The sequence below is a fragment of the Gilvimarinus algae genome (assembly GCF_030518215.1).
Lineage (GTDB): Bacteria > Pseudomonadota > Gammaproteobacteria > Pseudomonadales > Cellvibrionaceae > Gilvimarinus > Gilvimarinus algae.
Genome location: NZ_JAULRT010000027.1, coordinates 53,883 through 69,157 on the forward strand (window position 1 = coordinate 53,883; position 15,275 = coordinate 69,157).

General features: G+C 56.3%; 12 protein-coding genes. 3 read left to right on the top strand and 9 right to left on the bottom strand.

The genetic code is table 11. The features are described 5' to 3' along the window. Window positions 1-9 precede the first annotated feature (9 nt). Window positions 10-1,632 (bottom strand): mechanosensitive ion channel family protein, encoded by a 1,623-nt coding sequence (locus QWI16_RS00595; protein ID WP_302710770.1) that lies wholly within the window; start codon window positions 1,630-1,632, stop codon window positions 10-12. A gap of 47 nt (window positions 1,633-1,679) precedes the next feature. Next, window positions 1,680-2,084 carry a hypothetical protein gene (locus QWI16_RS00600; protein WP_302710771.1) on the bottom strand — a complete coding sequence of 135 codons (405 nt, stop codon included), beginning with the start codon at window positions 2,082-2,084 and terminating at the stop codon, window positions 1,680-1,682. Between the two features lie 201 nt (window positions 2,085-2,285). Between QWI16_RS00600 and QWI16_RS00605 the strand changes: the two genes are divergently transcribed. Continuing rightward, entirely contained in the window at window positions 2,286-2,696 is a 411-nt protein-coding gene (locus QWI16_RS00605; protein ID WP_302710772.1) for a Dabb family protein, read from the top strand. Window positions 2,697-2,770: 74 nt separating this feature from the next. Here QWI16_RS00605 and QWI16_RS00610 read toward each other — a convergent pair whose 3' ends face one another. Beyond that, window positions 2,771-4,540: an SLC13 family permease gene (locus tag QWI16_RS00610; RefSeq protein ID WP_302710773.1), complete on the bottom strand. Its 1,770-nt coding sequence runs from the start codon at window positions 4,538-4,540 to the stop codon at window positions 2,771-2,773. 212 nt (window positions 4,541-4,752) lie between these two features. Between QWI16_RS00610 and QWI16_RS00615 the strand changes: the two genes are divergently transcribed. Further along, the gene (locus QWI16_RS00615) at window positions 4,753-5,796 is read left to right on the top strand and encodes a Gfo/Idh/MocA family oxidoreductase (protein ID WP_302710774.1); all 1,044 of its coding nucleotides are present in this window, start codon (window positions 4,753-4,755) and stop codon (window positions 5,794-5,796) included. Window positions 5,797-5,877: 81 nt separating this feature from the next. After that, on the top strand, window positions 5,878-6,984 hold the full coding sequence (locus tag QWI16_RS00620) for an acyltransferase family protein (protein ID WP_302710775.1): 1,107 nt from the start codon (window positions 5,878-5,880) through the stop codon (window positions 6,982-6,984). Window positions 6,985-7,054: 70 nt separating this feature from the next. Here the strand turns inward: QWI16_RS00620 and QWI16_RS00625 are convergent, their stop codons facing one another. From QWI16_RS00625 to QWI16_RS00650, 6 genes are all read right to left on the bottom strand, one after another. Continuing rightward, window positions 7,055-7,783: an energy transducer TonB gene (locus tag QWI16_RS00625; RefSeq protein ID WP_302710776.1), complete on the bottom strand. Its 729-nt coding sequence runs from the start codon at window positions 7,781-7,783 to the stop codon at window positions 7,055-7,057. A 372-nt stretch (window positions 7,784-8,155) separates the two neighbouring features. Next, window positions 8,156-10,855: a TonB-dependent receptor domain-containing protein gene (locus QWI16_RS00630; protein WP_302710777.1), complete on the bottom strand. Its 2,700-nt coding sequence runs from the start codon at window positions 10,853-10,855 to the stop codon at window positions 8,156-8,158. Window positions 10,856-11,016: 161 nt separating this feature from the next. Continuing rightward, window positions 11,017-12,717 carry a beta-helix domain-containing protein gene (locus tag QWI16_RS00635; RefSeq protein ID WP_302710778.1) on the bottom strand — a complete coding sequence of 567 codons (1,701 nt, stop codon included), beginning with the start codon at window positions 12,715-12,717 and terminating at the stop codon, window positions 11,017-11,019. A 356-nt stretch (window positions 12,718-13,073) separates the two neighbouring features. Beyond that, window positions 13,074-14,090 (bottom strand): ACR3 family arsenite efflux transporter, encoded by a 1,017-nt coding sequence (gene arsB / locus QWI16_RS00640; RefSeq protein ID WP_302710779.1) that lies wholly within the window; start codon window positions 14,088-14,090, stop codon window positions 13,074-13,076. Between the two features lie 13 nt (window positions 14,091-14,103). Then, window positions 14,104-14,808 (bottom strand): arsenical resistance protein ArsH, encoded by a 705-nt coding sequence (gene arsH / locus QWI16_RS00645; RefSeq protein WP_302710780.1) that lies wholly within the window; start codon window positions 14,806-14,808, stop codon window positions 14,104-14,106. Further along, window positions 14,801-15,268, bottom strand: coding sequence for an arsenate reductase ArsC (locus QWI16_RS00650; protein ID WP_302710781.1), 468 nt, complete (start codon window positions 15,266-15,268; stop codon window positions 14,801-14,803). Before QWI16_RS00650 ends, arsH begins: the two co-directional genes overlap by 8 nt. Window positions 15,269-15,275: the final 7 nt, after the last annotated feature.

A 15,275-nucleotide genomic window follows, 5' to 3' on the forward strand; every position in this document is an offset into this window, starting at 1 on the left:
CGGGGTAGATCATTCCTTTGCCGCCGGCGGGGTCCAGGCCATGGGAACCAGCGGCTTGTCGGGTTGGGCCATAAAGTGTGGCGACATAATCTGCAAATCGGCACCGGCAAACTCATCCTGAATGTGTTGATGCAGCTCGGACAACACCGCCACCTGCGCCTCGGGGTCGTCGATGTGCACCAACAGGCGATACTCCACATACCAATCGCTCAGGGCGGTTTGCCGCACCTGGGGCTCAGGGGTTTCCCGCACCCCCTCGGTTTTTGCCGCCGCGCTCAACAGCAGGTGATGCACCTGGGGCCAAGGCGTGTCGTAACCAATGGTGACCGAAGTGGAGACGATCACCCCGTCGGGCTTGCTCAGGCGAGTATAGTTGGTACTGGTGGCGTTGAGCAGCACGGCGTTGGGAATGGTGATTTCTTCTTTTTTGATGGTTTTGATCTTGGTGGACAAGACTCCCACGGTGGTCACTGTGCCCTCGTACTCGCCGATGCGCACATACTCGCCCGGCTGAAACGCCCGGCTGTAAACGACAATGAGGCCGCCGAGCACCTGGCTGACAATCCCGGCCGAGCCCAGCGAAACAATCAAACCGATAAACACACTCACACCCTTGAAGGCCTCGGTGTCTGAGCCGGGTATATAGGGGTAGGCCACCACAATCGAGAAGAGCCACACCAGCACGACAATAATACGTCGGGTCGCTTTGGCGGTTTCCGGGTCAAACAGGGGGGAGCGCAGGCGCCCGCGCTCGATGCGCAAAAACAGATTGCGCACGATCTCACTGACCCCGGAGGCCATCCAGAAAATCAACACCACCATCACCAAGTCGGGAATGGAGTGCAAAATCGCCAGGCCAATGTCGGAGGCAATACCGACAATATAGTCTGTCAGGCGATGACCAAAGCCCTTGGTAAAGGGAAACTGACGCAGCACATAGGTCAGCCACAGATAACTGAACAGGGCGATAATGCCGAACAACAGCAGCCTGGCAATCCCCGTCAAGAGCATCATCACATAGGGCATCAACTGGATGCCGCCCACCTGAATCAAGCCGCCCGCAAGCTTGGGGTTGTGGTGGGCCTCCAACCAGCTGAGCAGCCGCTGCCGGCCGCGCTGGAGCAAAAACACCAACAACACAAAGCACGCCGTCGCCAGCGCCGAATAGAGCAGGCCAAACAGCAGCACCTTCGGTCGGGCCTGGGCGTCGCGGCGCTCAAGCCACTGGCGCAGGTTGTCCATCACCTGCTCAGCATAGGCCTCCAGGCCAACACCCATGGGCGCATCAACCGTCAAGAGCCCGATAATTCGCTCGTCGTTCACCATCACCCAGCCGCCGCGATACTGCTCTTCGATGACGGGCACAAACTCAATGCGATAGTGCGGCGCCACCGCAATAGCCCGCACCCGCTCCTGGGTATTGGCGACGCGGCTGACGGGAGAGAAATGCCGATAGGGCGCACGAAAGGTGGCGATCTCGATGCCCCACAAATTGAGGGGCGCCGGCTCAATCAGCGACAAGCCATCGGGATCTTCCTCACCCGGAGGCTCTGGTGTTTCCGTTGCCTGCGCCCAGAGAGTTGCACAAAAAAATACACACAGAAACAGAAACCAAGAAGCCACCCTTGCCATACAAAGGTTCCCTGAAGGTGAGATTCTCTGGAATATAGCACAGCCTGCTAGCGAATTTTGCGAGCTCTGATATAGCTAAACCACAAAAAGAAGAGGCTGCCGAGAAAAAAACCAATAAAGGTTACAACAATGGCCGCCATCTGCAGGTTATTTGGCGCGGTATCGACAATCGCTTGCGCCCCTTCACTCAGCCCAGCCGAAGCTGTCTTGGACTGTAAATCAAGCAAGAAACCCGAAACCACTTCTCCATTAACCCTGAGAATATTGACGACAAACAGGGTAAAACCAATGTACAACAAGCTGACGATAAGGGTCATCACCAAGTTGAGATAGCGCGCCCCCAGGTGCGACAGGGCGATGATGCCAAAAGACACACTGGCCCAGAACTGCATGACCTCCCAGGTTCGGTTCACGTATTCACTGGTCAGGTAGACGATTTCGTATTCTGTCATAGACGCTCCTTGCGGGTATTAGCCTTATTGTTTTGCGTATTATGGCACGCCTGACAACAATCGCCTGTTGAACTCACGGGCGCTGAGGTTCCGCTCATGATCGTCAAGCGTCAAGAAGGGTTAAGCCGTGTTTGCGCTGTCAAAAGCGGTTGGGTTTGATAGTAGACTGGCCTCTCTGATAACTCACTATGGAGAGCCGTCATGAGTGACACCTCACGTCGACAATTTCTCGCAGGCGCCGCAACCGTTGGCGCCGTCGCCTTCGCCGGAGGCGCCGGCGCCGCCCAGAGCAAGAAAACCATGCCCCCCTTACTGCACAATGTGTATTTCTGGCTGAAAAACCCGGACTCCGACACTGACCGGGACGCGTTGATTGCCGGGCTGAAAACCCTGGCCGCCATTCCCACAGTGCGCGAGATCAGTATTGGCGTGCCCGCCTCCACCGAAAAGCGCGAGGTGGTGGATAACTCCTATCAGGTGTCTGAGCTGCTGATGTTTGATGATGTCGAGGGGCAAAACGCCTATCAGGTGCACCCCATTCACAAAAAGTTTGTGGATGAATGCTCCCACCTGTGGGAAAAGGTCGTGGTCTACGACTCGATCGCGGTTTGACCCAGGCACCCGGCGGGTGCCACCCCAAACCAAAACGGCGCCTAGGGCGCCGTTTTGGTGACATCCATCGGGGTTTAGAGTGCCAGCGGCCAGCCAACGGCCAACACCGTCACAGTGGTTACCCCCACCAAAAGGCTCATGGGCAAGCCCGCCTTAATAAAGTCGGTAAAGCGATAGCCCCCGGGCCCATAGACCATGAGGTTGGTCTGATAGCCAAGCGGTGTGCTGAAACTGGCTGAGGCCGCCATCATCACCACCAGCATAAAAGGCTCTGGGTTCAGACTCGCCTTTTGCGTCATCTCCAGCACCACCGGCACCATCAAAATTGCAGCGGCATTGTTGGTGATGGATTCAGTCAGCATCCATACCGCCAGATAGGTCAGCACCAGAATCAGCAGCGGGTGCCCCATACCGATGGTCAACAACCCCTCGGCCAACCATTGAGCCACACCGGTTTTGTACATGGCGTTGCCCAGGGCAAAAGACGCGGCGATGGTCAGCAGCACTGTCGGGTCGAGGCTTTTTTGCGCCTGTTGGGCCGAGCAGCAGCCGGTAACCATCATGGCGGCCGCCCCCAGCAGGGCCGCATTAAGCATGGACAGCAGACCCAGCGCCGCCGACAGCACAATAGCGACCAGAATCATCCAGGAGAGATAGGCCCGCTGATGGCGCGGAGGCTCTGTGCCCAGGTCGCTGACGAGCAAAAAGTCCTTGTTGTACTTTTGCCGACTGACAAACGCGGGACGCGCTTCCAGTAACAGAGTGTCGCCGGGCTTGAGCTTGGTGGTGCCGAGATTTCCCGGTACCCGCTCACCATTGCGTGCTACAGCCAGCACCGCGGCGCCGTAGCGCTCGCGAAAGTGCGAGTCGCGCACGGTTTGGTTAATACAGTGGCTGTGGGGCGAGATCACAGCTTCCACCAGGCGCCGCTCGCGCCGCTCACTGGCCAGCGTCAGCTCGCCATCGGTCGAGGGCACGATGCCTTTAATGCGCAGCAGGTCGGAAATGGCCTCGGTATTGCCGGCAAACACCAGGCGGTCGCCCGCCTGCAACAGTTCCTCCGAGCTCACCGCTGGCACAATAGCGCCCTGGCGCTCAATCTCCACCAGATAAATGCGCTTGAGATTACGAAGGCCCGCTTCTTCTACCGTGCGCCCCACGAGCGGACCATCCGAGGCCACAGCGACCTCAAGCGTAAACTCGCGCAGGTTACCAAACAGGCCTTTCTCGCGCCGGTCCGGCAGGCTCTTGGGAAACACAAAGTACATAAACAGCATACCCACCACCACCACGGGCAAGCCCACGACGGTAATGGAGAACAGCGAAAAACCCGTATTGCCGGTGAGTTCTTGATACTGGCCGTTGACCACCAGATTGGTACTGGTGCCAATCAGGGTCAGAGTGCCACCAAGAATCGCGGCGTAACTGAGCGGAATCATCAACTTCGACGGCGCGACATCAATACGCTTCGCCCAAGAGCGCACCGCCGGAATCATGGTGGCGACCACAGGTGTGTTATTCAGGAAGGCGCTTAACAGTGCCACAGGAAAGGCAATGCGCATCTGCGCCAGGCGGGTAGAACGAGGGTTACCCAGTACATGGGTCACCAACAAATCCACGCCACCGGAGCCGTGAATACCCGCCGCCACCACAAACATGGCCGCCACGGTCAGTACGCCGTGATTGCTGAACCCGGCAAAGGCTTCATTCACCTCCAATACACCGGAGACACTGAGAATGACCAGGACGCCCATCATCACCAGGTGAGCCGCTATGCGCGTAAAAATCAGCACGGCGAGCGCGCCCACAGCCAGGCCCAGCGATAATAACCCCTGCCATTCCATGATATTCAGACCCACTTGTTGATAATAAGGCGGCGAGGATACCGGAAGTTGTCACAGGGGAAAAATAGTAATTTCTACTAGCGATATAACAGCCGGCTCTAAAAATCCTAGTTGCTTGGGTCTGTTCACACTATTTGCGTCCATCCAGCGGTTCATGCACCATGACGTGCATCTTTTCTGACAACCACAAATACGAGAGCGCAGGGCAACACATGAGCACACGATTCAACCTGGCCCTGGCCTCCTACGGCATGTCCGGCCGGATTTTCCACGCACCTTTTATTGAGCAGCACCCGGGCCTGGTGCTGCACAGTATTCTCGAGCGCAGCCAGTCGCTCGCGCGCGAGCGCTACCCTAATGCCAAGATCGTTAGAGACTTTGCGGCACTGCTTGAGGATCCGGCCATTGATGTCGTTGTGGTCAATACGCCCAACACCCTGCATTACCCCATGGCGCGCGCCGCCCTTGAAGCGGGTAAGCACGTTATTGTGGAAAAACCCTTCACCGTATCGGTGGATGAAGGCAAGGCACTGATCGAGCTGGCCGAGCAGCGGCAGCTTATGTTGTCGGTCTACCACAACCGGCGGCTGCAATCGGGGCACCTGACCGTTCGCCAGCTGCTGGAGCGCGGCGAGCTGGGCCAGCTCAATACCTTCGCCACCCACATTGATCGCTATCGCCCCGAACCGGGGCCCAAAAAATGGAAAGAAGACCCCAACCCGGGCGCAGGGCTGCTCTACGACCTGGGCTCTCACCTGCTGGACGAGGCGGCCATGTTGTTCGGCCTGCCCCTGGCCGTCACCGCCGATTTACGCTGCGAAAGGGAGCACGGCCAGGTGTGCGACTACTTCCAGCTGCGGCTGGATTATCCGCGCCACAAATGCCTGCTGAGCGCCAGCATGCTCGCGCGTGAACCCGGTCCCGCCTACCTATTGCACGGCGACAAAGCCTCCTATTTAAAAGCCGAGGGCGATATTCAGGAGTCTCTGCTCGCCGCCGGCGCCATCCCCGACACCGACCACTGGTGCCGTGAACAACCCCACCAGTGGGGCTTATTACACAGCGAGCAAGGGCGGAGTGCTTACCCCACCGTCGACGGCCGCTACCAAGACTTCTACGACAACATCTACCGCCACTTGAGTGCTGGACAGCCCCTGAAAGTCTTGGCCGATCAGGCGCTGGTTACCATCGGCCTGATTGAAATCGCCGAACACAGCGCCCGTGAAAAACGCACCATAGTGCTCGGCGGTAGCTGAGCCCAGTGCCCGTGATAAAGCCTGAGAAAAGCGGCTGATATACAATAGCCGGCAACAACAACCCTATACGAAAGAAGTGCAATGTCCTTGCCCCCACCCTCCGCGCAGTGCCTTATCGATTTTGATGGCGACCGAAACAATAACTTTACGCTCATCCGGCTTGTTCTTGCCTGGGCCGTACTCTACGGACACAGTTTCCCCATTCAGGGTGCCGAGGGATATACAGACCCTCTCAGATCCCTATTTCAGAACTCGACCTGGATTGGCGCTATCGCCGTGGAGGGCTTTTTTGCCATCAGTGGCTTTCTCGTAACAGCCAGCCTGCTCAAACGCGGCGCCATTGATTACGCAATTTCACGCGCACTGCGTATTTTTCCGGGGCTGGCGGTCTGCGTATTCGGGTGCGTATTTCTGCTCGGCCCTCTGGCAACCAATCTTTCGGCTAGCGAGTACTTCAGCCATGATAAAACCTACGACTACCTCAGCAACGCTCTGGCAGTTATGCGCATGCAATGGGACTTGCCTGGTGTATTTACCGAGAATACCCGCGACTCTATCAACGGCTCACTGTGGACGTTAACCGTAGAGGTACGCTGTTACTTGCTACTGATGATCGTCGGGCTCTTCGCGCTGCTCAAGTACCAGCCAATAGCCAGCATTTTCCTGCTGGCGCTGCTGTTGTTTTCAGTGGGTTTTTACAGCGACATCCCCTTAATCGGCTTCAACGAGCGCTGGGCCAGACCGGCCCTGTATTTTCTGGTAGGCGTGGCTTTCTATATTCACCGGCAATATATTGTCTTGCACTGGAAGCTGGCACTGGCATGCCTGGGCTTGTGCTTCTTTTCTTTTGGCGAAGACTGGTACAAGTTTGTATTTCCCGCATGCTTTGTCTACCTGATTTTCTACGCGGCCTACGCCGCCAAGCACATTGACTTGGACAGAACCATGGGGGATATTTCTTACGGCGTCTACATTTATGCTTGGCCCACCCAGCAAGTGGTAGCGAGTCTTCTGCCCGATGCATCCCCCTATACCAACACCCTTTTCGCAACTATAGTTACTGCCATTCTGGCCTGGCTTTCATGGAACTACATTGAAAAACCCGCCCTGTCACTGAAGCAACAGCTGTTGCGCTTGCGGCACAAAGGCAAGGTATTGCCAACCAGACCAGGTGTTGAGTCACCCTAAGACAAAATAAAAAAGCCGCCCAATGGGCGGCTTCACGACAGGAGCCAGGGTCTCTGGCAGTACCGATCCGTCAGTCGTTTTCGGGGTAGTTGACCACCGCGATGTAGTGCATATCCACCGCGTTTTCGCCGACAAAACCCGGAATGAAGCGGGATTTTTTCAAGGCGGTTTCGATCACTTTGGCATCGCGGCGGGCGCGGCCACTGGCCTCTACGGTGCGCACGCTTTCCACTTCGCCGTCGGCACTGACATCACCGACAATGCGCGCAAGGCGACCTTCATTGAAGAAAGGTTTGCCATTGCCGCTGGCACTGTAGGCACTGTACCAATCGGCCTGGTCGAGACGCTCTTGCGGTGCGATATAGTGAACGCCGTGTTCGCGCTGCAAGGTGCCGAGATTGGGCAACATCACCACATTGGGCTGCGAATCGTTGCGCGAGTAAACCACGCGGAAGGTCATGCGCACCGGAACAGCTTCACCGTCCACCTTGGCCGGGGAAAAGGCCAAGCCCTCAATGGCCCGCTGGGTTTGACCCTGCAGATCATCGTAAGCGGCTTTGTCAAAGCAGCTGACATTGCTGGCAACACCGCTGACGGCGATGTCAGCCTGGCAATAAACCGCTATAGTTCTTTTATCGGTGGCCATGGTTTCAGGGAGAACCACTTTTTGGCTGACTTGATCAACCGCATTGCCGAACTGGGCGGGTTGATACATGGAGCTCGCACTGCTGGAAAAAGGCAGTACCACTGCCAGAATCGCCAGTGAACCGAGCACTTTATTGGTTAGACGTGATTTCATGCTCAAATCCTCTCTCTACTGGGGTGAATCCCCGACATCAGATTAGCGATATTCAAATAGGCTTAAATAGCGCTGTTGTTATAAAGAATATCACCGGCCTAACCATATCAATGTGAAATTATTATTACAGGTTTGTCTTTTTTCGGTGTTTTTTCGAAAAAATCCCGATTTTTTTACCTGTATAGCGAAAAAAATCGGTCGAAAAGGGGGCGCGACGCACATTTTTTGAGCGTTTTGCAGGCATCTATAACAAAAAAATCTAAGTGGTGTGCGCCAGGGCAGCGCAGTGCGGGCAAAAAAAAGCCGCTGACAGGCAGCGGCTGTTCGCCATCCATGGCGTTATGGTGTTGCCTTTGGCACGTGAGGCTGGCTTTAGAAGGAGTACTTCAAGTCCAACCCGATTCCTGTGCCCTGCTCCTGCTTGAGGATAGTAACGGCCTCGCCGGCAGAGTTGACCTGCTCAAACTCGCGGTCCTGGCCGAGAATGTTGCTGAACTTCAGCTTCATGCTCAGAGTCTCGGTCGGATAGAAGGTATAGACCAAATCCAGCGAGTGGTAGGGCTGCTCGTAAGCGTCGTCGTGGCCATTGAGCACCGAGGCGTAGTAAACGCGATCGCCGAACACGTTGTACAGCAGCGATGCGGTGTGCATACCATCGGGTGAATCAAAGCCCAGCTGGGCGTTCATCACATACTCCGATTGACCGGTCATGCGGCGCTTAATGTTGGTAAAGCCCTGGCCATCGGGAGAGACAATCTCTGAGTCACTCAAGGTCAGGTTACCGGATACGAAAAAGCCAGCGCCTATGTCTTTCAAACCTTCAAACTCCAGGCCGTAGATTTCACCGGACACAGCGTTGTAGTAGGTCAGCAGGATATCGTCGTCCGAACCGGGCTGGCGGGCCTGCTCGATCGGGTTGGCAATATCTTTGTAGAACAGCGAGATGGTGAAGTTATCGCCGCCGGCGTAGAACCACTCGGTGCGCAGATCAAAGTGATCCAGCTCGGAGTAATCCAAGTTGGGGTTACCCACCACTCGAACATCCAGCTCCGGGTCCAGGTACTGAACGTCCGAGACTTCACGAAGGTCCGGGCGCACCACGGTCTGTGCAACCGAAGCACGCACCTGGAAGTCATCTGCGCCCATAAAGCCCTGGTTCATAAAGGTAACGGCCAAGGAGGGGTACCAGCCGTCGTCTTTAATAGCGTAGTTCTGATCTTCTTTGCTGAGCTCCTCGTTCAGATCTTCAATCGACTCGCCGGTGTAGTCGAGCAAATCCACAGGCAATACGGCCTGGCGGAAATCCTCGTAACGCACACCACCGGTGATACGCCACACGTAATCAATGTTCAGATCGAACATACCGTAGGCGGCATCGGTCATCTGGGCGGCAATGTAACTCTCTTTGCCCAGGCCGGGGTCCATAGTCAGATCAAAGTTGTTGTCCAGGCTGGCAAGATTCTCATCGGACAAGACCACACCCGGCGTGCCGGTCAGCACATCGCCAGACACACCCGGCGCGTTGATTGCCGCCGTGTAGCCGTAATAGGCGCGAGCCTTATCGCTGTAGTCGTAACCACCGGTAAAGGTCAGCAGGTTGTCGCCAAAGTTCAGCGGCAGCTCCACGTCCCAACCATAGCTTCTGACACTGTCTTCCAGTTGCAAAAAGCCGAAGGTCGTCATGTTGGTGGTCGAAAGCAAGCGCGTTGTAATCAGCTCACCGGTTTGCGGGTTAAGTCGGTTCGAGGCCTGGATATTGACCTCGTTAGGAATCGCCGTCTCAGCGGTGGAGTCGGAGTAATACCAGTCGACATTCACCTCATCCATGACATCGCCGAAGCGCAAATCAAAGGCGTGATCACCGGTGAGCTGCCCCACGGTGAGGCGGCGCTCTTCATAGCGCGTTTTGTAATCCAGCACCTGGCTGCCGTCGGCTTGGGTATTGTTGGCATCGAAGCCCTTGGAGATAGACGCCTGGTCTTCCACATTGGTGATGTAAAAGCCACTGGCCTCAATGGTGTGCCTCTCCTGAAAGCTGACACCCGCATTGATGGCGGCCAACTGACGCACTTCTTCAAAGGTCCGTTGAACGTCGGAGTTCACGGTGTCGGGGTTACCGATACCTTTTTTCTCCTGGTTCTTGTTGCGCCATTCGTGGTCGTAAGACAGGTTCGCAAGCGCCCCTACACGCCAATCATCTCCCAGGTACCAGGAATTACCCAGCGACAACTTGCCGCCGTAATCCGGATCCAGTGACTGAGGCGTGATCTCCACATCGCGATTGAGACTGAGCATCAAGTCGCGGTTGATTTGCTGCGCTTGTGCGCGCACCTCGGGAGAGACAGACTGCCCCTGGCCCACCATGGACTGGGCAATTTCGTTGGTGGTGATATTACCCTGATACAGGGTAATCGCACGGCTCAAGGCGTCGGGCACACCATTATCGATGTCGCCACCGGCGTAGAAAATGCCGTCGTCTTCATTGGCCGTATCCCAACCGGTGCCAATAGAGACATCAAATACCACATCATCGGGAATACCCTTGGTGCGGATATTGACGTTACCGCCACCAAAAGTGGCCGGCAGGTCGGGCGAGAAAGCCTTCTGCACTTTCAGGGTTTTAACGATGGAAGAGGGAAACAAATCCAGCGGCAAAACGTTGCGCGTCAGCTCCGGCGAAGGAACGGCGGCACCGTTTAACTGGGTGCTGGAATAGCGTTCACCGAGCGAGCGGACGTACACATACTGATCGTCCACGACGGTAAGGCCGGTAACACGACTAAGCGCCGAGGCCACATCGGCGTCCCCGGCACGGGAAATCTGGTCGAAGCCAAGAACATCAGCGGCAAAAGCCTGTTCCAGGCGCTCGTCAACAATAGAATCGGACGCGCTTTGCAGGCGACCAATGGTTAGTACCTCTTCAATTACCGGGGCCTGGATGGATGGCGGAGAACTTAAACCCGCATCGTCATCGTCGGACTGGGCAACGGCGCTCTGGCCGCTGAACATTGCCGCAGACGCCGCGATAATCGCCAGAGATAGCTGGCTTCGCTTGGTAGTCATTGTGCGCATTTTAGAAACCTTTTAAAGGCGGTTTTCCAAACGGTCTGGGTTGTTATCACCCGGTAAGCCAAACACTGAGTTTGCGGGTGACGTGTGAGCTCGGCAGAGCTCGGGGTCTATCGCAAAAGGCGCCCCGAAAGGCGCCTTGCAATACAGCTGGCGCAGGTGGATTAGTTATCCAGGCCTACAGTCCAACCGGCAACCCAGTCGTTATCGGCACTAACGGCACCGATGAAGTCAACAGCTTCAAAGAAGTTGCTGGTACCAGAGTCGCCCAGAGCAGGAGCCGCTGCAGCGTCAAAGGTGTTTTCCAGCATGGTCACGTCGTAGACAGGCACATTGATCGCGCCACCGTTGCCGTCGGTCATGCTGGCAGCAGTGATGTAAGCGCGCGGGTTGCTGTCCAGACCTTCGATCACAACCGCTGGCAGAGCACCAGTGGTGTTCTCGTCCAGGATCACATTGTTGGTGTTTTCACCTGAGGCCAGCCACGCGTTGATGTCGAAAGCACCATTGGCCGGATCAACACCCGCTTTGGTCGCTTCAGTACAGGCAATTACGTTGCTCTTGGCAACAGACCAGCCACCAACCGCCGCAGCGATGGTTTCCGGACCTTCAGAGTCGTCCAGCTCGAAGCACTCGTTAGAGCTCATGTCCGCAGTGTTGGCGGTTACGATAGAGTTGTACATTTCGAAGAACGCACCTTCGCGGAACAAAGGACCTTCGGAGTCACCTTTTGAGCTCGGGTCATCGCCCTGGCCTTCATCAACGTTTGAGGTGATGCAGGTCATGTTAGAGATACGACCTTTGGTAAAGGGGGCCAGATCATCGGCGCGACCTTCACCCGTGTTATCGGCTTCAACACAGCGGTTTGAACCAGAGGTGTGAGTCACCAGCGCGAACTGAATGTTACCGACCCAGCCTTCAGAGTAATCGATAGAGTCATCGCCCACGTTAACGGCAACGATGTTTTTCAGGTCAACCGCGCCACCGAACATTTCGAAGCCATCGTCCTGAGTGGTGTAAGTCTGTACATATTCAATGGTAGTGCCAGAGCCAACGGCGTTCAGAGTCAGGCCGTTCAACTCAGAACCGTCAACTACTTCAAAGCCGGCGTGCTTGATGACAACGTAGCGCAGGATACCGCTGCTCTCGGCGTTGTTGTTACCACCGTAAGTGGCCGGACGACCTTCGGCAGTGATGTGGCAGCTGTGAACATTGTTACCGGTGGCTTGACGCTGCTCATCGGTACACTTGTTGGTAATACCGTTACCGTTGATCTGTACACCGCCCCAAAGGCCGCGATCAGACTCAGTGCCAGCGCCGTCACGCAAATCCGCTACCGCAGAGAAGATGATTGGAGCCTCGGCAGTGCCTTCAGCGTTAATGGCAGAACCGCGAGCGATACGTACATAGTCGTTGGAGGTAGAGAAAGCAATCAAAGAACCGGCTTCAATGTTCAGAACCGGACCTTCACCTTCTTGCGGAATTTGAACGCCGGAAGCAGCGTCCGCAGAGTCAACATCTTCACCCACCCACAGGCTGTTTTCGAAGATGTGAATACCGCCGTTTTCCAGCGCGGGAATGTCCAGATCAACGGTCAGCGGGTTGGTGTCGCTTACGAAAGAGGCGCCGTAAGTACAGTTGCCATCGCTGAAGTTACCCTGACGGGTCTGGCCGTTTTCAGTGTAAGTCGCGCAAGGGTTGTCATCACCACTGTTGCCACCGCCACCGTTGTTGTTGGTGGTGTTATTGGTGGTGTTGTTTGAATCAATCACAGTGTTGGACGGGTTCAGTTCGATGTCACCGCCACCACAGGCAACCAGCATTGCAGCCAGGGCGTTTACGCTAATCAGGGTCTTGATCTTCATAAGTTCCAACTCTCCCAAAATGGATAGCTTGCAGAAAAAAACAGTAGCCACAGGTCCCACCTGTGGCCGGTAATTCGCAGCACTCGATGTGCTCAGTCCATGGCTGACTGAAAAGGCGCAACACAAAAAATGCCGGCCCAATTCGAGCTCAGTGCTCATGTGGCGCCTATGGTTGATGAGATTTATGAAGTTTGCGTGACAGCTTTATGAAGGTTTTATTTCAGCGGAACTTTTGAAGAATATTGGACTCGCAATCGTTGGCAGCAGCCGTATGCGGTTACTAACAAGACGGTTTTGTGAAGACTTGTAGAGGCGTAAAGCGTCAAGAGCGGCTGATCATCAGCCGCTCTTTTTGGTTAATTTGTGAACCAATGCCGGGTCCGGTTCGCAAACGCCACCAGGGACAACATCACCGGCACTTCCACCAGAACACCGACCACCGTCGCCAAGGCGGCGCCCGAGTGCAGGCCAAACAATGAAATGGCCACTGCCACTGCCAGCTCAAAAAAGTTGGATGTGGCGATCATGCAGGCCGGCGCTGCGACCTGATGGCGCAGCCTGAGACGAAGGGCGAGAAAATAGCTGAAGGCAAAAATACCGTAGGTCTGCAACAACAGCGGTATGGCAATCAGGACAATCGCCAGCGGCTGGGCCAGAATGCGCTCCGCCTGAAAGCCAAAGAGCAAGATCACCGTGGCCAGCAAACCGAGTATGGAAAAAGGTTTGCAGCCTGCCAGAAAGCGCCCGAGCGCAGTTCGATTACCGTGAAACACCAGATACCGGGTCAACACGCCAGCCACCAACGGCAGAACCACGTACAAGAGCGTGGCCGCCAGCAGGGTTTGCCAGGGTACGACAATGTCGGTTACGCCCAGCAACAACCCGGCGATGGGCGCAAACGCAAAAATCATAATCACATCATTAATGGACACCTGCACCAGGGTGTAATTGGCATCACCTCGGGTCAGCTGGCTCCAGACAAACACCATGGCCGTACAGGGCGCCACACCCAGCAGAATCATGCCCGCGATGTATGATTCAGCAGTTTCGGGCTCCACCCAGCCGGCAAACACGTATTTGAAAAACAACACCCCCAGGGCAGCCATGGTGAAAGGCTTGATCAACCAGTTGATCACCAGAGTCAGCAACAAACCCCGGGGGTTGCGTCCCACCTCGGCCATGGAGGAAAAGTCCACCTGCACCATCATTGGGTAGATCATCAGCCAGATAAGCACCGCCACCGGCAGGTTAACCCGCGCCCACTCAAGCCCGGCCACCAGGGTAAACAGCTCGGGGAACACACTGCCGAGCAAAACCCCGATGAGGATGGCCGCACCAACCCAGACGGATAACAATCGCTCAAAAGCCCCCATAAAGCCCCCTGTGTTAAATCGATGTTTGATTGACGCGCCGGCTCAACTCAGCCGCGCTTTCCACCCGCTCGGAGTAGCGGTCGACCAAATAGTCCTCACGTCCCTGAACCAGCACCGTAAATTTCATCAGCTCCTCCATCACATCCACAATGCGGTTGTAATAAGCCGAGGGCTTCATTCGCCCCGCCTCATCGAACTCCAGGAAAGCCTTGGGTACCGACGACTGATTGGGGGTGGTGAGCATACGCATCCAGCGGCCCAGCACCCGCAGTTGATTGACCACGTTAAAAGACTGGGAGCCACCACAGACCTGCATGACGGCCAGGGTTTTGCCCTGGGTCGGCCGCACCGCGCCGAGGCTGAGCGGTATCCAGTCAATTTGCGCTTTCATAATGCCGGTCATGGCGCCGTGACGCTCCGGTGAGCACCAGACCATACCGTCGCACCAGCTTGCCAGCTCACGCAACTCCACCACCTTGGGATGATCCGCCTCGGCGTCATCGGGCAGCGGTAAACCGGAGGGATTGAACACCCGGGTATCAGCCCCCAAGCGCTCGAGTATTCGCTGGGCCTCCTCCACCGCCAGGCGGCTAAAAGACCTCGGCCGCAGAGAGCCATACAACAAAAGAATGCGCGCCGTGCGGGCAACCGGATTGCCGAGTGCTGCGCTATCAATCGCCGGTAGCGCTTCGGGATTGAGGTTGGGTAGATCAGCCACGGTAGGGCTCCTGGTCCGCCACGCTGTTGGCCAGCGCCTGCAGAGCTTCACCCGACAGCTGCTCGGCGCCGGCGTTAAGCAGCGCGCGAATGCGCCGCTCCAGCACCTCCACCACAGCCCCAAAGCTGGCGTCGCTGTGCGAGGGGTCCGGCAGCCCCCAGTGCGCCTTTGCGGTGTTTCCCAGCCACAGTGGGCAAGCTTCGCCGGCAGCGCGGTCGCACACCGTAATCACCAGATCGGGAGAAAAATCTTCAAACTCATCCATGCCCTGGCTTTTTAGGCCATCAGTGGCAACCCCCTGAGCTTGCAAATACGCCAGCGTCAAAGGGTGCACACGCCCGGCCGGGGCGCTGCCCGCGCTGGCCGCCTCAATACGTCCCTCACCGAGACGGTTGGCCGTCACTTCCGCCAGCACACTGCGACAGGCGTTGTGGGTACAGACAAACAAGAGTTTAAGCATTCACTCA